Here is a 25,151-nt window from a genome sequence, read left to right as displayed (position 1 = left end):
ATGAAAACTTTGACATTTCTTTTGTTCATTTTCACCAGCGGATGGTTGGAGGCGCAAGTCTATGTTGATCCGGCTGTTTCGGGAGCCCAGGCTACCCATGCCGCCGTGATTAACAATCAACTTAACAAGACCAATGAAAGACTGACTTTAATAGAAAAAGGTCAACAAGCTGTCACTGGAAAACTTACCCTGGTGAATACCGTACAGGAAAAGCTTTATGCAGGATTGACCGAAGTGAGTGCTATCCTTACCAACCTAGCCAATGTGAGGGAGATTGCACGAATTGCGAGTGGCATTTCCGGAGATGTTCGGGACATCATGGAGTTGGCCAAGGAAAATCCCGAATTTATTGTTTTCGCAGAGCAGAACGCTACACTTTTCCAGCAAAGAGCTACTGCATTGGCTTTAGAAGTACAGCATTTTGCACTCAAAGGAGGCAAGGAAAATCTAATGGATGCAGGGGAAAGGGCAAAAATCCTCAATACTATATTAAATGAATTACTGATCCTGAGGTCTTATTCTTATGGAATGTATCGTTCCATGCATTTTGCAAACATGAAGGGGCTTTTCAATTCTCTAAATCCTTTTCAAGGCTATATAGAAACGGACCTTGCCATAATGGATGATATCCTTAGAAAAAGAGAAACCCTTAACCGGTAAGCCATGAAAATTCTCCTGATCTTATTGGCAATTTCCTTCTCTTTCCCAGTGGCAGCACAGGTCAATGTTGCCTTGTTGCATCAGTTGGTAGAAGACTCCAAAAATGAACACGAAAAGCAATCCGATGCAAAGGCCAATCAAGCTAAAAATGCCATTAATGAAGAAGTGAATAGAAACCTGATGGGCCAGGTCAAGGAAAAATATCGGGCAGTTCAGGAGCGTTTTGCTAAGCTTCAACTTTTGGTGGAAGCTGTTGGGCTTGCAGTATCGGCAGAGCCACTTTTAAGATCGATCATAGACCATCAGGAGCAAATCGTTTTTTATTGCCAAAGTGATCCCTTGGTAATTCCCCTGGCATTGGAAACAGAAAAGCTATTCGTCAAGCATTCCTATTCCCTGATGAATTACCTGATAGGCTTAATGGCTTCTATCGGTGACCTCAACCAAATGAAGGTTTCCGAAAGGCGCTTGCTATTGCAGCACGTTTTGCATGAGCTGAGGTCGATCAATAGACTCTCTCTGGCTACCTCCAAAAGTTTGGAGTCCTATATCCGTCAGAAATCAGGAGGGAATCCCTATCCCGAATTCCTTTTGGAAGCCTCAGGGACAGTTGATGAAATATTGGAAAACGCTCAACTAATAAAAAAATGAAACAGCTTCTGATCTTCTTTCTTTTGGCTAATTCCTTTCCGCTGTTTGCTCAAACGGCGGTATTTGACCGGGAGCACTTTTTGATTGTAAACGAAAATGCTGCCATTAGAAATGTATCAGAAATTGGTTACCAGGAAAGCCTTACAAGGATTCGGGAAAACACCGATGACCTTGGCTTGAATGTGTCCAGCCTGGCACTGGTAGAAACCATGATTTACCGGTCCTTGGGCCAGGTAAATGAAGGGCTGAAGGATGCCATTCAGGTAAAACAGATAGGAAAGACTTTGCAAAGAATTTATTCCTTAAGCGACGAAACCATAACTATTGCTTCTGAAAACCCTGTCCTACTCCTTTTTGCCGAAACCTATATTCGCCAAGCCAAAAAAAGAAGCTTTTTACTGGTTTCAGAGGTTTCGGCTTTTGTTCTGGCGGAAGGGAAAAATTTACTGATTAACCCCAATGTGAGGGATCAGTTGTTGGTGAAAATCCAAAATGAAATTGACCTCATTGCCAGCTACCTTCTGGCAGTGAGAAATTCCATGTATTGGGCAAATATCAATGGCGTACTAAAAAGACTTAATCCTTACCAGGCAGATATCGATCAGAACCTAAATCTAGTCAACCAAATTCTCATCCATAAACAAAGCCTGCGATGAATAAGAAAAGAAAAATTGAATTATTAACTCCTGGCCTGTTCCTGCTTTATATGACAACAACTATAGCACAGACCCCTATTCAGGACAATGCGGTTGTTGCACAACAGGAAAGAATGGTATTCAAGCAATGGGATGAAGACCGTTTCCTTCCCGGTCCTAAGCGTTTCCTGGGTATTCCTACGAATCCCAATTGGTTTTTAACCTGGGCCTTGCATCCCGATTATCCCAAACTGGACAGAAGGCCTCTTTCTTCTTCCGGGGAGCAGACCCAAAGACTGGGATTGGCTGCTGCTATGAAAATCTCCTCAGATTATTACAAACAGCAGACAGATACTGTTAAAAATATAGCAATTCGGGAAATGAAGCGCCTATCTGGTGCCTTGTCAGGATCAGACCCATTGTATTTACTCTACTACAAAAAAGAGCTCGCTCCACTTGAAAATATTGAATCCCATGCTTTCCAAAACAGTGCCGCAGGTGTAAGAGATTATATGCTTCAAAATGGTGCTTATGATTGGTATCTGGAAAGGATGAAAAGCCTTGAAGAAAGGTATGGATTTGCGAAAAGGCAGGATATGGAAAGAGGGCAGCGGGTGCTTATGTACCACAGGATTTTATTGGACCTGAGGAAACTCCAAAGCAACTGGGAGTACAAGTTGGCCCTATCACTGAAAATGCTGGCTTTCCGGGAAAGCATGAAAAAAAGACAAATCAGCAACGGACAATTATTGGAACATCCAGATCAAGAGGAAGAAATCCTTTCGGGAATTTTACAAAGACGAATCATACTGCGATGAAAAAAACTGGAACCACACTCATTTTAACCCTTTTGATGCTACCGATGGCACATGGCCAGGTACCAGTTCCCCCAGAAGAGTACAAGGAAGCCATTTCCTTTCTACAGGGAAATGGTGTATATGATCGGGGGGTCATGCGCTTTTTTGAAGGAATGCGCGATTATGCTTATTCCCATTTTGGCCCATTTATACAGGATGCCCAGGCTCTGGCCTGCATTTTTATGCTGATTTTCTTTTCCATTAAATCTTATGAAATGATGGTGGGGGATAAGAAAATGGAAATCATGCCACTTTTGAGACCTTTTGGCTTGTTGATGCTGACCATGTGGTGGGGCATGTTCTGTAGGATAATTGCATTTCCCACTGACCTGATTTCCGCAAAAACAGAAGCCATGTTTTCTACCCAAAATGAACGGATCAATGCTTTGAGGCTGGACCGTGCGGTGTATATTATTCAGGTGGCTGACAAAATGGTTGAATACCAGGCAACCACTGAATTGGCTTCTCAGCAAGCCGAGGAAGCAGACAAAGGCCTGGGTACAGTCATGGTGGATGGGGTTAAAGGCTTTTTTACCGACAATGTTTATGGTCCACTGGTACAGATGAAAATTAGGATGCAGACCAATATGCAACTATTGGTCACCCAGTTGCTGGAATTATTGGCCATCTGGATTTTAAGAATCTGTGTCTATTTTGTCTTTTTCATACAAATCATCTATTCAACCATTTTGGTGATTTTAGGTCCCTTTTCATTGGCCGTAAGCGTATTGCCGGCCTTTCGGGACGCCTTTACCACATGGATTGCCCGTTTTGTAGCAGTCAATCTGTATGTGGGTATTGCCTACCTGGTTTTATACGTGTGTGGGCTGATGCAGGAATATGCTTTTCTACAGGAGATTCAGAAATATGAAGCACTGCTGGATACCTCCGGTGGAGATGAAGTTTTGTCCAAATTGGCATGGATGGCAGGAAATGGCATTCTTTCCTTTGGCTTGGTCATCGTAAGTTTTTTGGTTGGAGCAATCGCCATCACCACTGTACCCTCCATCTCCACCTGGATCATCAGTACCTCGGGCGTTACCTCAGCATCCGCCACTATGGGAAGGACGGGTTCCACTCTTAGCAGAACAGCTTCCCGAATGTCAGTTAGAGGAATTTTAGGAAAATAAATTTCAATACCATGATCATTAAAAACATAGAATCGAAAATTAAACTGGCTACTTATTTGTCCTTAGGGAGCTTTATTACTGCCGTTATAATCTGTATTGGAGTTTCATTTTTTGCTTACAAGCAAGTGTCCAATGCAAGGCAATCCATTTATATCCTGGACAACAATATTCCCATTCTGGCCAAACAGACAAATATGCAAATGAACAGGCCTGCCGAATACAGGGCAGCAGTGGACCTGTTTCACAGCCTGTTTTTCTCCCTGACTCCGGATGACAAACACATTGAATACCAGATGAAAAAAGCCATGTACCTGGCAGATGAATCAGGTGCATTGCAATACAACAACCTGAAAGAAAGGGGCTATTTTAATTCCATTCTCAGTTCTAGTTCGGTACTGACACTACAGACGGATTCCATTGCCCTGGAACCAAGCAATAAATTCACTTTCTATGGCAAGCAGAAAATCGAAAGAAGAAGTGCCACAATCACCAGGTCCCTGATTACAGAAGGGTATTTAATGGATATTCCAAGATCAGAAAACAACAGCCATGGAGTTTTGATCACCAATTGGAAAACACTGGAAAATAAAGACCTCAGCCATGTTTCGAAAAACACCTTCTAAGAATAAAACGCTCTTCACAGCAATAAGAAAAGAGTTCAGTACCCTGCATGAAAAGGGAAAGGAACACATAAGTAAAATATTGGATAAGTATCCCGAACAATGCTTTTCGGGGATGGTGTTCAGCCTTATTGTTTCTGCTCTGCTCACTTTTATTATCCTGCCATTTGAGGGTTCCCAACAACCGGAAGCAGACCAACTCATGGAGGAGGCAAAAGTATTGGGATCCGGAGTAGCTGATGAAGTTTCTGCGCTTTTTCAAATTGGTAATGAGGCAAAGAGAATAGGTCAGCTAAAGCGTGAAGTAGAAAGAATCATTGCCAAGGATAAAATTGATTTACAAGACAGCATTTTTCTTGAAAATGCCATTTCTGAACTTGAAAAGTATCAAAAATTAAACTCAAAAGACCATGAAGATTGACTTCAAACAACCAAAATACATTTTGCCGCTGATCCTGTTGCCCTTTATGCTTTTGCTGAATTTTGGGATGCAGTCTTTTTACAGCGAAGAAGAAAAGGAAGATGATATTGGAAAAGCAGACCTGCAGGAAAGTGTAGGAAATGTTTCTGATCAGGTTCGAAACCGTGGTATCGATGGCAAACTCGATGCATTCAGATCCAGGTACAAAAGAGCGGATGGGTACACAGCCATCAAAAATATGAGGGTTGAGGTTGAGCAGGAAGATGAAATCCTTTCCCAATACAATGAAGCAGAAAAAAGGATGCTGGATTCCATTGATTTGGCTTTAAAAAACACCCTTAACCAGCCTGGTTCCCAATTAGAAAGGAGACCAACGCCAGTTTTGGAAGTCAACAATAATCCTTCGGCCCAAACCGATGAAGATGAACTTATTCTTCAGGCATTAAACCAAATGGAAAGCCAACAAGATATCAAAGAGGAGCCAAGGTATGCCGATCCCATGGACCTTTTTCGGGCTCAAATGGCCCTTGTGGATTCCATCTCAAAAGCCAATGATCCTGCGCTTCAAGTTACTGAAGATGAAATTGAAAGAGAGACTCAAGTTCCGCAAAAAAACAGGCTAAAGGTTTCCAAGACCAGCCAAACAGATAAAAATTTCAATACCGTAAGAAAAACTTCCCAAAGGTCTTTCATTCAGGCGATTGTTGATCAGGAAATCCGCAAAGGTACTTTGGGGGAAAGAATCAGGATTCGCTTACTGGAAGATATACAGATCGGTGCAAGGAAACTTCCTAAAGGGACTTACCTCTATGCGTGGATCAGCGGCTATGAGCCACAAAGAGTGAAATTGACTGTCAGCAGTGTGATGGTTGAAGATGAGATTTTACCCATAGCCTTAAATATTTATGATCAGGACGGCATGGAAGGGCTTTATGTTCCTTCCAGTTCCTTTAGGGAATTTTCAAAAGACCTGGGAGGCAATGTTACAGGAGGGATGAACCTTCAGATGAACCAAGGAGCCTCCTCCATGAATCAAATGTACTTGTCAGCCCTGCAAAAAGTTTTTACCTCCAGCTCTCAGGCCATGTCCAAACGGATCCGGCAAAACAAGGCCAACCTAAAATATGGCACCGTCATCTATCTTATTGATCCGGAACAATTGAATTCTGACATACTTTCAAACTAAAACCCATAATGATATGAAAAGATTAATCCTAATAACATGCCTTTGGAACCTATTTGGCTTTGCTACAATTGCCCAGGAAAATGGCGCTAACCATTCCCATTCCAATAGAGAAAAGTTATACATCCGGGAAAACATAACCCTCCATTTTAATTCTCCAGAACCCATTCAATATGTAGATATTTCCAGCAAAGGATTGGTGGGTGACTTGCCTTTGGACAATGTTTTCCGTATTAAAATGCAGGAAATTAGTGCAGCTGACAATATGGAACCTAAGCAGAACCTTGGAGTAGTGACCATTGTCGGCCAGAAGTTCATAGCCCAATATGAAGTGCAATATGCTTCAGGCAATCAGGATTTGCCCACATTGCTAGAAATCACCCCTGAAAACATGAGTCCTTTAGGTATTGGGCTGGTACCACTTACCCAAAATGAATTGAGAGAGTTTTCTATGGATGCCTATAAGAGAAAAGAGGATGAAACTGGCCTTTACAATTCCCAATATGGCATCACCGGCAATGTCAATCATATCCATACCTTGGATGATTACATTTTCCTGGACATTACCTATACCAACGATACCAATCTGAAATTTGATATTGACCAGATCAGGTTTAGAGTGGAAGATAAAAAAATAGCCAAGGCTACCAATGTACAGGCCATAGAAATGGAGCCTGTATTTACCCTTTTTGAAAAGGAAAACTTCAAACGGAAATACCGAAACATTTATGTTTTGGATAAATTCTCCTTTCCCAATAACAAGGTGCTTTCCATAGAACTAACCGAAAAGCAATTGTCCGGAAGGACTTTGATACTTGAAATAGATTATTTCGACCTATTGAGTGCGGACACTTTATAGGAATTCCTTTAACAGTGTGATTAGTATCTATTGAGGATTAATCAAATGGGGCATCACTAGGCAGGGAAGAACTTCATACCCTTCAATTCCTTAATCTACTTCCGATAAACAGGTGCATTTTAGCTCCCTTAATACGGTTTTGGGATTTATAATAGTGGATGAAATTGGCAACTGAAATCAGATTTCGCCTATTGATAAGTAGCAACGGACCATTGTGATGTTAGTTTATGTTATCTAAAAACCTGAAATAAATGGAACAGAAAAGACAGTTGGAAAAGCTCCATGGATTGATCCAGTTTATGGTCTACGGCATGGTTTTCCTTGAAATATTTCTCTTTATCTATAGCCATAAGTTGCTGTTGGAGGAAGGAACGGGCAGCCAGCTTGTGCCCCTTGTAGATAAATTGATGAATTTACCTATTTATCAAAACTTGCTTTACAGTAAATTGGCCATTTTATTGGTCCTCTTTTTGGCAGCCATTGGTACCCTTTCAAAAAAGGAATTGCACCTAAACCCGAAGAAGCAAATTGTATTTCCTTTGATTTTAGGGTTTGGCTTTTTCTTTGGCTCACTGTATTTCTATTCCCTGGAAACCAGTTCTAATATCTTACCTTATACCAGCTGGTCTGATCTAGCCTTTGTCATTTCATCCCTGCTTGGAGCGGTATTGATCCATACCTCCTTAGACAATGTTTCCAAACTGATCAAGAGTGGACTTGGAAAAGATGAATGGAACATTGAAGGAGAGTCTTTTATGCAGGAGAAGGATAAATTGAATACACCCTACTCGGTCAATATACTCATGCAGTTTTATTATAAAAAACGCGTTCGGAATGGTTGGATTAATATTGTCAATCCTTTCAGAGGTACCCTGCTGATAGGAACCCCGGGAAGTGGTAAGTCATTCAGTGTGGTAAATCCCTTCATCCGACAAATGATAGCCAAAGGCTATACCATGTGTCTTTATGACTTTAAATTTCCAGATTTGGGACAGATTGCTTACCATCATTATTTATTGGCCAAGCAGCAAGGGAAAATCCAAAACCATAGATTTTTGGTAGTGAATATGGATCAGGTAGAGTATTCTAAGCGGATCAATCCTCTGAAACGTGAATACCTCCAAACCCTAGCAGATGCTTCAGAAACTGCAGAAGCGATTGTGGAATCCCTACAGAAAACGGAATCTTCCGGTGGTTCAGATAAATTTTTCACCCAATCCGCTGTCAATTTCTTGGCCTCGGCCATTTATTTTATTTCCAGACATCAGGAGGGTAAATACTCCACTTTTGCACACCTTCTCGCTTTTTTAAACAGGACGTATGAAGAAATATTTACCTGTTTATCGACATTACCGGAGCTGGAATCCTTGCTAAGTCCCTTTCGAAGTGCCCTGGAAAAAAGGGCTTTTGAGCAGTTGGAAGGTCAGGTGGGTACCCTGAAAATCTTTATATCCAGATTGAATACTAAAGAAACAGCTTGGGTGTTTTCTGGCGATGATTTTGACCTGAAAATTTCAGATCCAAAATCTCCAGCCATTTTGGTGCTGGCCAACAGCCCATCCACTCAAAACATCAATTCCACCTGTTATTCGGTGATTGTAAACCGACTGACACGGCTGATCAATACCAAAGGCAATTTGCCTGTTGCCATTGTGGCAGATGAAGCACCAACCCTTTATATCCACAGGGTGGAGAATTTGATTTCTACCGCCAGAAGCAATAAGGTAGCGGTGTTATTGGGTTTGCAAGAACTTCCCCAGCTGAAGCAACTTCAGGGCAAGGATACCGCCACCACCATGACAGCTGTAATCGGCAATGTGTTAAGCGGATCAGTGCGTAACAAGGAAACGCTAGAATGGCTTGAACGGATGTTTGGAAAACGAAAACAACTGGGAGAAAGTGTTTCTATTGACCGAACCAAAACTTCCATTTCATTGAGTGAAAAATACGATCCCCTGATTCCAGCAGGAAAAATTGCCGGTATGCAGACAGGAGAGCTGGTGGGGCTATTGGCGGCTGATGCTAGTAAATTCAATGGCAGCTATAAAACCTCCAATATTCACTGCAGGGTTAATCTTGACCCTCAGGAAATAAAACACGAGGAAAGAAATTACCGACCCATTCCGAAATGGTATGACTTTAAAGGAAAAAAAGAACAAGTGCTGACCCGGAATTTTATGCGGATCAGGGAAGAAGTAGAGAACATCATCGATTACTATACCGCATCTGCTTAAATAAATTAAACTTTATAAAAACACATATATCATGAATTTAAAAGAAGGAAAAGTAATGCAGTCTTTAATGAGAAAACTGGACCGCCTTGAGACAGAAAAGCAAGTTGAATTGACAACCGATGAGGCCCGATTGTATCAGGTTGATGCACTGGATGAACTTCCCCCGGAAGACCATGTTGAACCCGCTAATCCCCTGAATAATGGCAGCTGAAACCAAAAAAATGCACGAAGTTGTAGCTGAGAGAATCATTGCCCAACTAAAAGAAGGAACGGCTCCATGGCAACTACCTTGGGAAAAGTCGACAGCAGCATTTGACAAGCCGCAAAATGCAGTCACCGATAAAGCCTATAGAGGATTAAACGCTTTATACCTTCAACTCTTCTCTCCCTTTGAAGATCCCAGATGGGCTACATTCAAGCAAGCCCAGTCTCAGGGTTGGCAGGTACAAAAGGGCGCAAAAGGAATGTCAATCAATTTTGTCAAAACCCACCAGTTTTATCCGAAAAAAGATGAGAAAGGCAAGCAGGTATTGGATGAAAACGGCAAGCCGGTCAAAGTACGTAGGACATTAAATCCTCCCATGGTCACCAAAGCCTGGGTTTTTAACGCCGAACAGATCAAGGGGGTACCTCCAATAGCAAAAAGCTCGGAGATTAGCCAATGGGAAAAACTGAACAGGGTAGAAAGCCTGATAAAAAACACCGGGGCCAGCATTGCACATGTCCATGGAAATAGCGCCTATTATTCACCTCTGGGGGATAATATCAGAATGCCTGAAAAGACACAGTTTAAATCTTCCGACAGGTATTATGCCACCCTTTTACATGAGCTGGGTCATTGGACAGGGCATAAGGACCGGTTGGACCGGAGTATCATGAACAGTTTTGGGACACAGGAATACGCAAGAGAGGAACTAAGAGCTGAAATCGCTAGTATGATGTTGGGAGCCGAGCTACAGATTGGTCATGATCCCGGCCAACACCTGGCCTATGTGGACAGTTGGATTAAAATCCTTACCGAGAAACCTTTTGAAATCCATCAGGCAGCTTCTGATTCCCAAAAGATAATGGATTACCTGATGGCCTTCGATAGAAAAAAAGAATTGAAGCAGGTTGCTTCGAAAAGCTCCACATCGGATACTGAGCCGGTATCAGAATTGTCCCACCAGCCGGAAGTTAAAGAACAAAAACAAGAATTGGAAAACACCTTAAAATTTGGAAGATGATCAAGGAAAAAACATTACCCATGGAAGACCTGAAAATATTTGGGATTTATAAAAATGGAAAGTTTACCATTCCGAAGGAACAGGTACAAGCGTTGCAGGAAGGTAAAATGACGGATATAGTAGCCCTTAAAAACCTGAAAGGAAAAGATATACAAATAGACAATCTTCCGGCCAGGCTCTCCATCGTAAGAGGAGATGATGGAAATCCTTCTTTAAGAATAGATCCGGTGTACAAGTCCCCCAATTCCCATCCACAACTCTCTACAGAGGAGAAGGAGCGGCTGATCCGGGCAGAGATTGCCAATATTCGTAAAAACTATGTAGACAAAAATGGGAATGTTAGGACGGAAATCATTGCGTATGATAAAGATACCAAGCAGTTTATGAGCTATGACCCCAGGGCTGTAAAGGCACCTGAAGCTGTCAACGATCAGAAACTGACTTCAGAGCAAAAAAGGAAATACAAGGAAGGGGAAATGGTGGAATTACCTGATGGCACTCAGTTTCAGTTTTCCACTACCGATCGAAAAGGCATACGTTCCAACCGAAATGGCTTGGTATTGTCTGTCCTTTTGGATGGTGGCTTATCCTATTTATTGCTTACAGGAATAGGCAGGATGTTGGGTCAGAAAAGTGGTGAGGAACAATCCTATTCAAAAGGTTATCAGGATGCACTCCAAAAGGTACAAAAGCAAATTGAGCGAAGAATTGCGCTAAACCCTAATCCTAAGGATGCCTTGAGGGATAGTAACAATGTCCGAGCAGAAATGTCAAAAGTTGTAACCCAACCGGCTAAATATCAAAACAGGAGTGGTGATGAAGTAAAACGCTTTAACTCCATAGATACAGAAGAAGGTAGGAATCCAAATAAGAAATCAGAAAACGATGAACACCGTCAGAGAAAGATTTGAGCTGTTGGAAAGCCTTGGAGTGAGTAGGGAAGTACAGCAGCTATTTTCGGAAGTTTTGAGGGAAGATGAAAAAGGCAGGTTGATTGCAGATTACCTTAATGAACATGGAGGTGTGGTGGATCGTGAAGTTATTGCTGTGCTTAAACACAAATTGTCCTCCAGGGGAGTCCTTTATTTTTCGCCAGCAGAGCCTGAAAACGTCAGGACACTGTATATTTCTAATGGGCTTATGCCTTTGATTTGCCTGGTACAAAGAAAAATGGGTCGTACGAATTTTAACTATTCTGCATTTCTGGCCATTGGAGCTAAAATGGATAAAAGACTACTTTTAAAAGGAGTTGAACAGTACCCAAAGGGAGTAAAATTTTTTACAGTATTTGGTCATTCCCTATTAGGTCGGGTCAGGGACTGTAAGGTACAACATTGGCTGAAAGGGGATGATTGCTTTTTTAAGATTGCTGATAATAGGGTAGTTGCATCCTATAAAGGGGAGACTTTTAGTATGTCATTGCAGGAGTTTTCATTAAGAAATCATTGCAGGCAGGTAGGGCAGAGACAAACGGTAAGCACTTGTAAACCTTTTGATAAAAATATTGATAATTTTTATATGTTTTGTTATTTTTAAGATTGCAAATACGATATTATTCTAATTTGAATAAGGTTAAAATTTTAAATTAAAATACGCATTAAACATTTCCTTATCGTTTTGAATAAGAATAGCCAAACTGACCAACTATTATGAGAAGATTAAAGAACCTCTTTTTTTATGCCTTCATTTTTTTAGCCATCTCTTGCAACCATGAGTCTGAAGAGGCACCCTTAATTGAAAAAACAGCCCGGATTGAAATTGATTTTGAAGGAAGTGTGGAACAGTACCTCATTAATTTCGGAGTCCACTCCCTCTACCAAGGCCAAAGCGGTTTTGTCAATGCAACCATCATTCAACCAAACGACCTTGAATGGACCCAAGTCATCGATGAGGCCAATACTTTTAACCTTTCCACCCCCGCTACCTTTTCCGAACTTATCGTAGAACCAGAAGAGCCTGTTCATACTCTCGGGTTTAATTTTAATGTGGTTCACACAGGTGATATACCAGATGAGGATTTTGAGGATTTAAGTGCTACTATTAAGGTTTTTGGAGACAATGCTGAGGTTCAGGCGTTCCAATATACTGCAAGACCAGTAGGGGAAGTTTCGGAGGCTTTGAGTGAGGTGGTGAGGTTTTGAGAATAAATTTAAATTATAAATTTAATTTTTGGAGATTTTATGGAAATAGTATCGATGGAAATACGCTGAATTATCAATCCAGGAAAACAGGATATTTTCGAATTAATAGTTAGCAAAATCTCATTGTAAATTAGCAGGATGAATCCCAAAACCTCATAAAAGAAATACTACTCAAAAGACCTTACGAAGTACCGGATGAAATAAAGGTGAAGGATAAAAAAATCACTTCTACTATCGGTATGGATCCAGCTCGTAATAGGTAATTGACCAAACAAACATGCTCGAAAGCAAAAAGGTACTTTTAAAATTAAAACGACATCCATTAATGGTTTTCTCAAAGCATTATCCTCCTAGATGATTAAATATACGTCATTTGCCGTATATATTTATTTATTTTTTATAATTATCTTTAAAATAGAAATATCAATAATTATTGTAAAGATGTAAAACATATCTGTCAGAGAAAGTTTAGGATGATGCATAGTTGGGACTGGATTTTCAGGATAGATTAGCATGAAGTTGATATAAATAAAATATAAAAATAACATAATGAAACCATGGCATTTGATATATTTTCTGGGGTAAAGATTCTCTTGTGGTTTTTGTGAAAATTGATATTCCCAAATTGAAGGGCATAGAGAGCAACAATGTTTAGAAAAGGCAATTTCAATATTTTGAAATTTTTATGGTAAAGCTAATGGAATATTAAAATGTGTTAGTTGAATACCTAAGAGAAGAGACTTCAGGAAATCTTTAAAAGAGGTAAAGTCAATTTCTTGTTTATTTCTTTAAAGTGTTTTGATTTTTTGGAAGGTGGCTTTCATCTTTATTAGCATGCAGAGTATTAATATACCTTAAAATATCTTTAAAGGCCGTTTGGAACAATGAATTATGAGTAAGGTACTAGTAACAATAAATAAGGATGAAGATTTGGAAATTGCTACAAATGTAGGAGGCGAAATCCTCACAAAATATTCCGATTCTCTTCTGATGCAAAGTGACGAATCCCAAATATCAGCAATGATAAATATTGGATTAGAAGTTAATAAACTGAAAGAGCCTGAGCTAGAATTTACGGGATTAAAATTTAATATTAGCCGTGCCATAGAAGCTGAGGGGGTTTCTCCTTCCATAATAGAGCCGGGGCGAACTTCCTATTATTTGGTTAAAATAATAGGTCCTGTAAAGGATGAGTGGCTTAGTGAGATAGAAAAACAAGGAGGAGTAATACAAGCAAATATGCCTGCTTTTACTTTATTGGTTGGAATTATGCCTGACAAAATTGAAACCCTTAACCAGCAATCCTGGGTTGAAGCAATCACGCCCTATCGGGCCTCGATGAAAATATCTCCAAAATTATCAAAAAGGCCAAGAATAAGCCCAAGTGCGACGGAGTTAGTTTTTGATACTGTGGCTGGTGGTAATAGAAAAAAATCCTCTCAGGTGGAAGTCAATTTTTTTAAAGGTGAGGATATAAATTCGGTTGAGCAAGAGATAAAAGACGCTGGTGGAGTAGTTTTGTCTAAGAGCCCAACATCTGTAACTGCTGTAATTCCGCCTCAAACTATAAATAAGTTGGCTCACCAACAAGAAGTTCAATCAATTTTACCTCACAATTTCCCTAAGCTGCATAACGACCAAGCAAGGCTAATTCTTGGAATTAATGGAAATAATTCATTTGATGATACAATATTAACAGGTTCAAATCAAATTGTTGCCATTTGCGATTCAGGTTTAGATACTGGTGATGACCACAATATACATTTAGATTTTAGAGGACGTATCCTGGGAATTCATAGCTTATCAGCTCCAGTAGAATATTCTCGATTTATAAATGATTCTTCAGAGATTAAGGATGGTGCAGCAGATTCTGGTTCGGGACATGGAACCCACGTGGCAGGGTCGGTGCTGGGAAGTGGACAAGCTGCATTAAGGAAAGGCAGTAATATAGTACCAAGAGGGATAGCTCCTAATGCCCAAATGTTTTTTCAAGCAACAGAACAAACAATAAATTGGAAATCTGCTGATCAGTTAAGATCCGAAGGAATTCGCGTTCCTACTGATTGGCCCCCAGAACCTACGGGGCTTTACGGTTTACCAAATAATTTAGAACCTCTTTTTGCACAAGCCTACGAAGCAGGAGCAAGAATCCATACAAATTCATGGGGAGCAAATGATGCAGGGGTTTACAATAATAATTCAAAGGAAGTAGATGAGTTTGTTTGGACGCATCCAGATTTTCTTATACTTTTTAGTGCAGGAAACGCTGGAACAGATTTAGATATTAATGGTGTTATTGATGCAGATTCTATTGGTACTCCAGCCACTTCAAAAAACTGCCTTACAGTGGGGGCTTGTGAAAATAATAGGCCTGCAACTTCAGACCCTCTTCCAGGTGTTAATATTAACTGGGATCAATGGGAAATTCATGACGGCTCCTTGGCATACCCACGTCTAGCTCTGGCTGGACATGTATCCGATAATCCTGATGGATTAGCTGCATTTTCATCAAGAGGTCCAACTGACGATGGGCGAATAAAACCAGATATTGTGGTACCAGGGACTAATATTCTTTCAACCAGGTCATCAACTTATACAAAAATAGAATCTCCCCTTTGGGGAGATTTACCTAGGAATAACCCATTACACGGCCTTTACTGCTGGAGCGGTGGAACGAGCATGAGTACACCACTAGTCGCAGGTGCGGCAGCTTTGGTAAGGCAATGGCTGGTAGAGCATAATTATCATCAGGATGGAGTAAGTCCTAGTGCTGCTCTACTTAAAGCTTTGCTTATAAATGGAGCAAGTGAAATGCCTGGACAATTTGTGGGAGAAATTCCCCCAATGAAAAATAATGCAAACGGATTTGGTAGGTTAAATCTCAGAAGTATTATTGAACTACTTGAATCAGGTGAAGTTTTAATTTTTGATGATCCAAAACTTGCTGTTGTTTCTCAGCAAAATCGAACAATCCAGGTTCGACCAATTAACGTCTCAAAGCCGATTAAAATAACATTAGTATGGTCAGATGCATCGTCTCCCGCTAATGTAGGTTCTCTACAAAATAAATTATATCTCCAGGTTAAGCAGAATAATGGAAATGTTTTAAATGGCGATAAAAAACCATATCCAAATGCAATAAATAATGTTCAACAAATAGGATTTATTCCTACAAATGCAATTTATGATGTCAGAGTAAGAGGTGTAAGTGTTATCAAAGGTTCTCCTAGATCAACACGTGCAAATGTTAGAGGTCAGGACTTTGCTTTAGTGATATCAAATGCAACACAAGTAGCATTAACCTAAGATTTAAAAATTTCAGAAAAGAAATATAATAAAAATGGCAAAAGAAAAAAAAAGTAAAAAAGAGAGAACAATTCGTCTTGTACTTGATATTAATCCAACAAGAAAAATTACCTCTGAAAATATCACTTTGGAAGAAGTAGATTTGTTTGAAGAAAAGGAGCTAAAACAAAATTTTAAATTTGAAATAAAGGTGCCATCGAAGGCGAAACTTGTCCGCATAAATATAGATGGTTCAAGAATAGAAGGAGATGAGCTTTTAAAATTAGCCATGGCAGCTGAAGATGGTGTAGTAAAAGGTGGTAAGTTTGTACCACTTGTTGATGATAAAATTTTCATAATAATAGATGCGGTAGGGGAGCCCAATATTGAACTCAAGCTTTTATCTTTAAAATTTATAGGAAAGTATGTTTTCTCTGAAGAAAAGCCATTTACAATAGAGGATAGCCGGCGGGCACAATTAGCTATAGATCCTGTTACACTTCCTTAATATTCGATTATGAAAATTAAAATATTAATCATTGTCTTTTTTGCTTTTTATACCACTTGGGTAAATGGACAACAAGGTGTAACCCAAAGCGCAGAAGGGAAAAGCTCGGTTATCCTAGATGGTTCAGCCATAGGTATTGATATCGTAGAGGCTGAATTAGTTTTTGGATGGAATAATTTGAATGGTCTCGCAGTGGAGAAAAATAATGCATTATTTGGAGGGGGAGAAATTCGAGTTAAAAACTCAAAAGGGTTAGGTAAACTATTCTCTAATGGGGATTTGGTTCCAGAAGGTAGATTAAATGGATATGTAGGCTATTATTGGTCGAATGCAAAAGGTGTAGTTAAGGATGATCCTGCTTTAGTTAGTTCAGCTAAATTTCAAAGTTTGGGTGAAGACAAAAAAATAATAATTTCTCATTATTATGATTCATTACTCATTGTTATGGAGGAGTTAAAAGATCTAATTGCCAATCCAGCAGCTAGTTTAACTGAAATCAATAAAGTAAAGGCTGATTTTGTAACTTATATCAATAATGGTAATCCTCTTATAAGATTTCATACGACAACAAGTGGAATAGATGAAACAGAAGCAGGTATTCCACAAAATGTTAAAACCTTTAGGGCTCAACTTAAAGCAGAGCTAATAAAAGTTTTTGAGAATCTTAATAATAAAAATTTTCAAGAATTAAGACGTGTAGCATTCCTGAATTCCAAGCAAAGCCTTAAATCAAATTATTGGAGGTTTCTTTTATTTGGGTTTGGGGGCGTCAAGGCTATTGGTTTTAAACAATTTACTCAGATAGATAACGGAAATTTAGCCAACAGTTTTAACAATGTTGATGACAAAGGTGGCCAATTAGGGTTAGGTGCCAACTTTGAGTGGAGAAGATGGAGAGTAGGAGCTACATATGCTTATGTTTCTAAAAATAATTTTAAAAATTTAACAGAAGCTACTTATTTATTGAAAACAGAAAATGTATCTGGAAATACCACTTTAATTTCAGAAGAAAAAATCACAGCATACTCGGGAACATTTGGAGACGTAGCTCAAAATGAATTCAATTTTGATATAATATATAACTTACCCTTAGATGTAAGTAGGAAGTCACATTTGCTTTTGAACCCTTATTTAAGAGGAAATTGGTTTTCAAGAGATAAAACATTATTGGTAAATACCACTAATCTAGGATTGGGTTTTCATTTCTTTAAAAATAATGGCAATTTTCTTGGTGGCTTCTATTTTGAGCTCCCGGATATTGAAGATAATCAGGAAAGAAGCAAAGATATAGAGAAACAAAAGCTTCGGCCTGCTTTTCAACGATTCGCCTTTGGTATAACAGCAAAAGTAAGTTTAAATTCTGTTTTAAGTTGGTAATAAGCTGATTCATTTATTAAAAATATTTTAACCCAAATTTACCATGGAAAGTTTAGACATGGAAGTACGTTGCGTAGTTAGCAGGATTGAAAATAATGATAAAGACTTAGCAGATGAGCTTCATAAAGTGCGGAATGATGAAAAGTATAAGAAGGAAGCCGATAAGCTAGCCTCTAAGTTTAAAAGTAAATTTAAAGAATCAGTTGGAGGGCTGGAAGGCATAAAACCAAGCTCGGCTCTCGAAACAATAGTGCTGCGGGTTGGTCGGCCTGTTTTATCTGTATTGCAAAATGCAGCTGTTTTAGAATTTAGGGAAGGAGAGAGTGAAGTTTGGAGAGGACGGTTAGCTAGATCTAGAGAGCAGTTGACCAATGCTATAACTGCTGTAGGTCGGATAGAGTTAGAGAACCATCCAGAAGGATATAGTTGGCTGGGAACTGGCTGGTTGGTTACAGAAGATATAATAGTTACTAATCGGCATATAGCTGAGCTGTTTGGTACAAGTAAAGAGGCAGGCTTCGTTTTCAGAAAAGGATTACGAGGTATGGACATTGGGGCTTCTATCGATTTTTTGGAGGAATTTGGCCAACCTGATGATTTTACATTTCGCATTTCAAAGATTTTACATATAGCCGAAAGTAATGGCCCAGACATTGCCTTGCTTCAGGTTAAGCCTGTTGCAGGTAAAATCCTTCCAAAGCCTATTGCTCTTTCGAGGAAGCAAGCCAGCCGGAATTTAGATGTGGCTGTTATTGGATACCCTGCTCGTGATAGCCGGATTCCTGATCAGCAACTAATGGAAGAAATTTTTGGAGATATATATGATAAGAAGCGCCTGGCACCTGGCCAAGTTACTGGAATAACAACCACAGAATTGTTCCACGATTGCTCAACATTAGGTGGAAACTCAGGTTCTGCAGTTGTTTTGTTAAATTCAGATAATGGATCTGAAGCAGTTGGGTTGCATTTTGCAGGTCGTTTTTTAGAAACTAACTATGCGGTTCCGGCCGCTTTGATTGACCAAAGGCTTAAATTCGTTAAAAGCGGCCGTCAAAAGGTTTTCCCAATCGCTATCAAACCAATAGATGCCCAACGTAAAGATGTTGCCGCTTTAAGCCATCAGTCTTCCCCTTCTCTTATTACGCAGGATAAAACTTCTAATCCCACCATAAATTTTACCATTCCGCTACAGGTAAGTATCTCTGTTGGAACACCCGTAATAGGTCAGGACTCAAGCCTAATAAACAAACTATCCACATACTCTTCTAGTGGTAGTGATGCCACTTTTATTGAGGACGAAGAAATTATTCTTGACGTTGAAAGCAGACCTGAAGATTATGCGGACCGAGAGGGCTATGACCCCTTCTTTATAGGTGCAGAGAAGGAAGTGCCATTGCCGGAAATAGCCAACACTCGTCTGAAATATGATGTGCTTACTTTTGATACTAACGGGGAAACAGAGTATGAACTGAAGTACCAACACTTCTCTGTTGTAATGAGCCGTACGCGTCGCCTTTGCTTGTTTAGTGCCGTTAATATTGACGGAAAAAGTTCTAAAGGAATGAAACGTGTTGGGTGGAGGCTTGATCCTAGAATTCCGGAGGAAGCTCAAATCATAAAGGAATGTTATGGAGACGAAACTAAAGATAAAAGAAAATTCTCCCGGGGGCATATGACCAAAAGGGAAGATCCAATTTGGGGCTCTGATGAAGAAGCAATCCTAGGAAATGCTGATTCTATGCATGTTACTAATGCTGTACCGCAAAAGCAGAGGCACAACGGAGGAGTATGGCAGGGTTTAGAAAACTATGCTCTCCACAATGCCAGGAAGGATGATATGCGGATATCTGTTTTTACTGGCCCTGTTCTCCGCCCCGATGATCCAATTAAATTTGGTGTAAAAATTCCTCGATCCTTTTGGAAAGTAATTGCTTTTGTTCATGATACAACAAAGGAATTATGTGCAACTGGTTATATTATGTCGCAGGAAATTTTTTTACAGGATGAAGATTACCAACGTGAAGAAAAATTTATTTTTGGGCAGCATAATGCCGCTCAAGTACCTATAGCAAGTATAGAAAAACAAACAGGATTATCTTTTGGAAGCTTGACAAGTTTAGATCCTATGCAAATAGTACAGGAGGGACTTATTGTACCACTTACTGGACCCGATCAGATTCAGTTTATAAGTAAATAATAGCTTTAAATGTTGTGTCATGAGTGATAATATAACTACCGAGCAGCGCCAATTATTAGAAAAAGCATTACGCCTGTCATTCGATAAAAAAGGTCTAAAAAGGATGTTGAGCTTACAATTAGGCAAGCAAATTGAGGATGAACTAGATACAAATTCAGGAAAAAAGGATATCATAAATGATTTAGTTCAACTAAGTATTGAAGGGGAGTGGATTGACCAACTAGTAATTGGAGCCTACCGGGAGAATAAGGTTAATCGTTTGGAAAAAGTTGCAGAAGAGCTCGAAATTAAAATACCAGAAAAAGAACCTGCAGCGCATCAAGGAAAGGTTACAGTTAATGATGTTAGTAGAAATGGAAATCTAGAAAAAATTGTTAATGAAAGATCTACATTTTTACAATTTAAAGATTTTAATAATAGGCTTAATAATATTGGAGCTCAGGTCTGTCGGATTGAAATTCCCAAGGGAACTGCAAAAGGCACAGGTTGGTTAGTTGGTCCAGATTTGTTGTTTACGGCCTATCATGTTGTAAAAGATGTAAATGAACAATTTTATGAATCCGACCAAATTTATTGCCGTTTTGATTATGAGGAGGAGCAGTTGGGTACGACAGTAGTTAATGAAAAGGGTTGTGGGGTAGCCGAAAAATGGCTAATTGACTTTTGCCCATTCTCAGCTTATGACCTCGGAGAATCTAATATCGAACCTACATTAGAAGAATTAGATTATGCTTTAATAAAGTTAGACACTCAAATTGGGAATGAGGTTCTACCTGGAGGAAAAAACCGAAGTTGGATTGTTATTACTGAAAATCCATCTGTTATAATGCCAGATGACCTAATGTTTATTGTACAGCATCCCCAAGGACGACCTTTAGAATTAGCTTTTGGAAATGTATTGGAAAAAGGTGCATACACTGTAAATGGTACCAGACTTAAATATGATGCTAATACGGATCCTGGTTCATCAGGTGCCCCATGTTTTAATATCAATCTTAGGGCATTTGGTTTGCATCATGCAGGTGGCCCGACTAATGACTTAAGATATAATCAATGCGTGCCTTTAAAACAGATAATAAAGGTTATGAAGATGCGGGGTGTTCCTGCTTTTTGGGAAAGTAGTAAATAATTAATCTTTTAAAAAAATGAATCGAGAAATTGTAGAAGCTCAACTCTGTAGACTTTCTTTATCACAATTAAAAACATATGTTTTTTACATACTTGGTGCACCTCTAGAAGATTTCGTTGATTTAAATCAAAGAAAGGAAATTATAGTTCATGAATTATTAGATGTATTAATACAGCAGCAAAAAGAGGATTTTTTTTTAACAGAACTGAGTGATAAGCTGCTAATACCAGAGTTAAAGCGTTCAGTTTATGATTTCTTAAATATACCGATTCCTCTTGGTTATGATGCGTTAGTAGTTTACGATCGACCATTTATTGATCGGAAGCAGTATAGGGTTACTATTTCTAATTTCTTGAATGGTCAACATCCAAATATACTCATTACTAAAGGTGATAGGTATAGTGGCCGAACTTATTCACATTGGTTTATTCAACACGCAACTCGAAATATTGGTTTGAATACTTTTAAAATAGATTTATTAGATGAATATAAACGACCTAAAGAAATTCAAGATGTAGTTGCACTTTTCGCAAATAAAATGGACTTTTCTCCTGCAGAATTACGTGACAGAATAGCTCTAGGTTCTACTCAAGCGAAAGGTCTTGCATCGGCAATAGTTGGGTGGTTAACCACTCCAACTGGTGCTTTAACTAATTGGTGCTTTATTTTTGACCATTGTGATATAGATGCGGTAAAAGTTGAGTGTCGAGAATTTGTAGACAATCTAGTATTAGAAGTAGGAGCAAACCCAATCAACAATATTTGGATTATACTTTTAGGTCATAATTCTGTATTTCCTAGATCCATCAAACCTGCAATATTAGAAGAGTATATATTTCCTGTTCAATTTTCAGATGTTGAACATTATATAGATGAGTTTGCTAAAAGTAAAGGTAAATCTTTAACAAAATTAGAAATTAATGATATCTGTTCAGCAATTTTTACTAATCTTAAAACCCCCTTGGATGTCGATGATATGGAAGAAATGGTAGATCGTTTAAGAGCTTATATGAAGGTGGTCTAACCTGAATTTTAATTATTTAAAAATATGGCTCATCAAAAAAAAACATCGAAAAGTGTTGATGAACAAATTAAGTACATTTATCAACAAGTCAATAAGGAAGATAGCCTTCTGGATATAGCATTTCAGGAAGCTGCATGTGTTCTAATAGCTTTTGATCCTTTGCATTTAAGACCACACAATTATATTGAAAAGCAGGATGAAGATCATAAGCTATGGAATGAATATTTGAATTACTGTATGCCAATAATAGATAAAGAGGAAGGAAATTGGTGGCAGCTTAAACAAAATGTTCGCCGGAAAGCTTTAAAACGATTAGGTTGCAGAGTGAAAATCCAAACAGCTCTACAATCAAACCCTGAGCGACCTCAAAATTTATCACAGAAATTTTTTGATGATGTAATATATGATCATCCAATTAATATTCAAAAATTAAGCCGTATAGAACTGGTTATATTAGGTAATATTTACGATTGGCTTAAAGATATCTTAGATGTATCCTTAGACATTGAAAGGTATCAGCAAGCATTGCCTACTGCTGATTTGCTCGATCCACTTCGTCAAATTGCCAATGTTAGTTTTGTTGGAAGAAAGAAGGAGTTAGAGGAGTTGGCCGATTATATTGGAGTATTACCAAGTAATAATGTTTATCGAAATGTTAAGCGTTTTGCTAATAACTTATATTATGATTTAATATCTCGGCCACCTTTATTAATATATGGCCCTGGAGGGGTAGGTAAATCTACATTAGTGTCAAAATTTATCTTGGATCATGTGGAAGAAGCTGGCCAAGATGCGCTTCCATTTGCATATCTTAATATTGAAAGATCTGTATTAGATTTAGAACGACCCACTACATTTCTTTTAGAGGCGGCTCGACAGTTAGCTAATCAAATTCCCTCACTTAGACCGAAGTTTTTACATTTAAAGGAAATTATTGAAGAAGATTTATCATCTTATGATTTCCTTGAAGTATCAAAATCTTTTCATTCAAGCTTCTTAGCAGAAGGATCTAGCAAGTTTGCTGCAAAATTGTTTGGTGAGATAGTTAATTCCATCAATACACCTGTTCTACTTATTGTTGATACTTTTGAAGAAGCCCAATCCTTAGGGACGGAAGTTGTGGAAGAAGTATGGAGAATCCTAGTCTCCATGCAAGAAGTTGCTCCAAATTTACGCATTGTAGTCGCAGGACGAGCCATTGTTAATGAATTCCCAGTACATAAACTTCGGTTGGGAGATCTCAGCCGAAGTGAGGCGCATGAATTTTTAAAAAAAGCTTTAAATGATATAAGTATAGATAATTTATTGTCTAAAAACATTATAGGTGAAACATTAGATGTAATAGGAAGAAATCCTATGAGCCTTAGGCTCGCAGCCATAATTGTGCGCGACCAAGGTATTGAAATGCTTCGGAATATTGAAACACGTAAAGGGTTCTTAGGTAGGGTTCGTAAAGAAATTGGGCAAGAAACGCTATATGGTCGGATATTAGCGCACATACATGATTCGGAGGTAAAACAGCTTGCTTATCCTGGGCTTGTTGTGCGACGGATTACTTCTTCTCTTATTCTTTATGTTCTGGCTAAACCTTGTAAATTAGAGATAAAGACAGAATACGAAGCTGAATTGTTAATGAAAAAGCTCTCTATGGAAGTTGCTTTAGTAGAGCGCGATCCTATTGACGGTGCATTATGCCATCGACAAGATGTACGTCGTATGATGTTAAAAGATCTTACAGAAGAAGTTCCAGAAACTGTTGTCCGAGCAATACATGACTTAGCTGTAGATTACTATGAAAAATTAGATGACGATATTTCTCGTGCAGAAGAAATATATCATAGGCTTTCTCGTGGTGATTCTCCTGCAGAAGTGGAGAATCGATGGAGAGCAAGTTTAAACCCTCGGCTACATACTGCCTTGGAGGAACTGCCAGGTAAAGCTCGAATATGGCTTTCCGCAAAGCTAGGGGTAACACCAGATGCTAAGCTTTTAGAGCGGGCAGATTTAGAAAGTTGGGAGGAAATAGCATCTACATCTGTCCAACGCCATCTTCAAGCAGGAAACCCAAATGGCGCATTAAAAGTTTTACATGAACGTCGAGACCGCACCCCAGCAAGTTCCCTTTATCGCCTCGAACTTGAAACCCTAAGAATGTTGGGTAATTTTGATGAAGCCAAATTGGTTGTTGAAAAGGCATTAATTTCAGCCACCAGTTCTGGAAACCTTAATGTATTACGTGAATTATTTTTACAAGCTGCTTTTATATATGAAGCCCAAGGAAATATTGAAGAAGCACTTACCTATATTATAAAGTCAGAACAAACATTAAAAAGCCAAGTTGAGCCTATTGAAGCTTTACGATTATTTATCACGCACATACGACTTCTTCGAAAATCAGGAGAGTCTAAAAACCTAGAACGATCAAGCATAATAGAAAAGGCAAAGAAATTACTCGAGCAGGAATACGTATTGAACAGTCTGCTTAACCATTCATCTCTTTTAAGAGAGATTGTAGCAGAACTTGGTAAAATTATGCCTAATCTTATTCAAAATGCAATAAGCAAAATTGGCATTGATATTCGAAGTAATGAACAGATTTTAACACTTTCACAGGCTTTAACTAATTGGAATAACCAACTTCAAAAGAATAATGATTTTGGGCCGGGTGAGTTAGTGGAAAGGGCTGGAATAAGAAATAATACTTTAAAAGATTGGACAAATTTTATTAGCAAAAATGCAGGGAAAAAACTTAGTCAGACAATTCAGCATTGGCAAAGAGAGGTTTCAGCAAACCAGCTGGAAAGTGAAAATATTATTAACTTCAACAAAACCTTAGTTGATATTTACCGCAATTCAGTTGATAATTCCATAAAGGGCAGTGGAGAATCATTTAAAAAATAAATATTATTTTAAATAGACTCAAAACCTTCAAAAGAAAAATGTATGGAAGGGCAGGATACCACCTATAAAAAAAAAGGGTACTCACAAATTCAATATAATTTGTTCACCAAATA

22 protein-coding genes are annotated in these 25,151 nt (G+C 38.8%); all 22 read left to right on the top strand.

Annotated elements, in window-relative coordinates:
• Positions 1 to 660 (top strand): hypothetical protein, encoded by a 660-nt coding sequence (locus AC0L7T_RS21955; RefSeq protein ID WP_473338448.1) that lies wholly within the window; start codon positions 1 to 3, stop codon positions 658 to 660.
• Between the two features lie 3 nt (positions 661 to 663).
• Complete coding sequence (locus tag AC0L7T_RS21950) at positions 664 to 1,311, top strand: hypothetical protein (RefSeq protein WP_473338447.1); 648 nt, start codon at positions 664 to 666, stop codon at positions 1,309 to 1,311.
• Entirely contained in the window at positions 1,308 to 1,967 is a 660-nt protein-coding gene (locus AC0L7T_RS21945; RefSeq protein WP_473338446.1) for a hypothetical protein, read from the top strand. The genes AC0L7T_RS21950 and AC0L7T_RS21945 overlap by 4 nt, the downstream gene beginning before the upstream one ends.
• Positions 1,964 to 2,764, top strand: coding sequence for a hypothetical protein (locus tag AC0L7T_RS21940; RefSeq protein WP_473338445.1), 801 nt, complete (start codon positions 1,964 to 1,966; stop codon positions 2,762 to 2,764). The genes AC0L7T_RS21945 and AC0L7T_RS21940 overlap by 4 nt, the downstream gene beginning before the upstream one ends.
• Entirely contained in the window at positions 2,761 to 3,933 is a 1,173-nt protein-coding gene (locus AC0L7T_RS21935) for a TraJ family protein (RefSeq protein ID WP_149395073.1), read from the top strand. The genes AC0L7T_RS21940 and AC0L7T_RS21935 overlap by 4 nt, the downstream gene beginning before the upstream one ends.
• A gap of 11 nt (positions 3,934 to 3,944) precedes the next feature.
• A complete protein-coding gene (gene traK, locus AC0L7T_RS21930) occupies positions 3,945 to 4,556 on the top strand; it encodes a conjugative transposon protein TraK (protein WP_473338444.1) in 612 nt (203 codons plus the stop codon).
• Positions 4,534 to 4,974 (top strand): hypothetical protein, encoded by a 441-nt coding sequence (locus AC0L7T_RS21925; protein ID WP_473338442.1) that lies wholly within the window; start codon positions 4,534 to 4,536, stop codon positions 4,972 to 4,974. The genes traK and AC0L7T_RS21925 overlap by 23 nt, the downstream gene beginning before the upstream one ends.
• A complete protein-coding gene (locus tag AC0L7T_RS21920; RefSeq protein WP_473338441.1) occupies positions 4,964 to 6,160 on the top strand; it encodes a conjugative transposon protein TraM in 1,197 nt (398 codons plus the stop codon). The genes AC0L7T_RS21925 and AC0L7T_RS21920 overlap by 11 nt, the downstream gene beginning before the upstream one ends.
• Before the next feature lie 13 nt (positions 6,161 to 6,173).
• The gene (gene traN / locus AC0L7T_RS21915; protein ID WP_473338439.1) at positions 6,174 to 7,016 is read left to right on the top strand and encodes a conjugative transposon protein TraN; all 843 of its coding nucleotides are present in this window, start codon (positions 6,174 to 6,176) and stop codon (positions 7,014 to 7,016) included.
• Positions 7,017 to 7,267: 251 nt separating this feature from the next.
• The gene (locus AC0L7T_RS21910; protein ID WP_473338438.1) at positions 7,268 to 9,250 is read left to right on the top strand and encodes a type IV secretion system DNA-binding domain-containing protein; all 1,983 of its coding nucleotides are present in this window, start codon (positions 7,268 to 7,270) and stop codon (positions 9,248 to 9,250) included.
• Positions 9,251 to 9,281: 31 nt separating this feature from the next.
• On the top strand, positions 9,282 to 9,461 hold the full coding sequence (locus tag AC0L7T_RS21905; RefSeq protein WP_473338436.1) for a hypothetical protein: 180 nt from the start codon (positions 9,282 to 9,284) through the stop codon (positions 9,459 to 9,461).
• Between the two features lie 10 nt (positions 9,462 to 9,471).
• Complete coding sequence (locus tag AC0L7T_RS21900) at positions 9,472 to 10,476, top strand: ArdC family protein (protein ID WP_473338433.1); 1,005 nt, start codon at positions 9,472 to 9,474, stop codon at positions 10,474 to 10,476.
• Entirely contained in the window at positions 10,473 to 11,387 is a 915-nt protein-coding gene (locus AC0L7T_RS21895) for a DUF4099 domain-containing protein (RefSeq protein ID WP_473338431.1), read from the top strand. Before AC0L7T_RS21900 ends, AC0L7T_RS21895 begins: the two co-directional genes overlap by 4 nt.
• Complete coding sequence (locus tag AC0L7T_RS21890; RefSeq protein ID WP_473338430.1) at positions 11,362 to 12,012, top strand: hypothetical protein; 651 nt, start codon at positions 11,362 to 11,364, stop codon at positions 12,010 to 12,012. Before AC0L7T_RS21895 ends, AC0L7T_RS21890 begins: the two co-directional genes overlap by 26 nt.
• A 113-nt stretch (positions 12,013 to 12,125) precedes the next feature.
• The gene (locus AC0L7T_RS21885) at positions 12,126 to 12,617 is read left to right on the top strand and encodes a hypothetical protein (protein ID WP_473338428.1); all 492 of its coding nucleotides are present in this window, start codon (positions 12,126 to 12,128) and stop codon (positions 12,615 to 12,617) included.
• 891 nt (positions 12,618 to 13,508) lie between these two features.
• The gene (locus AC0L7T_RS21880) at positions 13,509 to 15,923 is read left to right on the top strand and encodes a S8 family serine peptidase (protein ID WP_473338427.1); all 2,415 of its coding nucleotides are present in this window, start codon (positions 13,509 to 13,511) and stop codon (positions 15,921 to 15,923) included.
• A 34-nt stretch (positions 15,924 to 15,957) separates the two neighbouring features.
• The gene (locus AC0L7T_RS21875) at positions 15,958 to 16,410 is read left to right on the top strand and encodes a hypothetical protein (protein WP_473338426.1); all 453 of its coding nucleotides are present in this window, start codon (positions 15,958 to 15,960) and stop codon (positions 16,408 to 16,410) included.
• Positions 16,411 to 16,419: 9 nt separating this feature from the next.
• The gene (locus AC0L7T_RS21870; RefSeq protein ID WP_473338425.1) at positions 16,420 to 17,787 is read left to right on the top strand and encodes a hypothetical protein; all 1,368 of its coding nucleotides are present in this window, start codon (positions 16,420 to 16,422) and stop codon (positions 17,785 to 17,787) included.
• 43 nt (positions 17,788 to 17,830) lie between these two features.
• Positions 17,831 to 19,984: a DNA/RNA non-specific endonuclease gene (locus AC0L7T_RS21865; RefSeq protein WP_473338423.1), complete on the top strand. Its 2,154-nt coding sequence runs from the start codon at positions 17,831 to 17,833 to the stop codon at positions 19,982 to 19,984.
• A gap of 19 nt (positions 19,985 to 20,003) precedes the next feature.
• Positions 20,004 to 21,113: a trypsin-like peptidase domain-containing protein gene (locus AC0L7T_RS21860; RefSeq protein WP_473338422.1), complete on the top strand. Its 1,110-nt coding sequence runs from the start codon at positions 20,004 to 20,006 to the stop codon at positions 21,111 to 21,113.
• A gap of 16 nt (positions 21,114 to 21,129) precedes the next feature.
• Positions 21,130 to 22,137, top strand: coding sequence for a hypothetical protein (locus AC0L7T_RS21855; protein ID WP_473338420.1), 1,008 nt, complete (start codon positions 21,130 to 21,132; stop codon positions 22,135 to 22,137).
• A 24-nt stretch (positions 22,138 to 22,161) separates the two neighbouring features.
• Positions 22,162 to 25,038, top strand: a complete 2,877-nt coding sequence (locus tag AC0L7T_RS21850) for a P-loop domain-containing protein (RefSeq protein WP_473338418.1) — start codon at positions 22,162 to 22,164, stop codon at positions 25,036 to 25,038.
• The last annotated feature ends 113 nt before the right edge of the window (positions 25,039 to 25,151 follow it).

The organism is Cyclobacterium sp. 10D3-21 (genome assembly GCF_055809755.1).
Note: the sequence above shows the minus strand (reverse complement) of the source record. Positions and strands in the feature narration are given on the sequence as shown.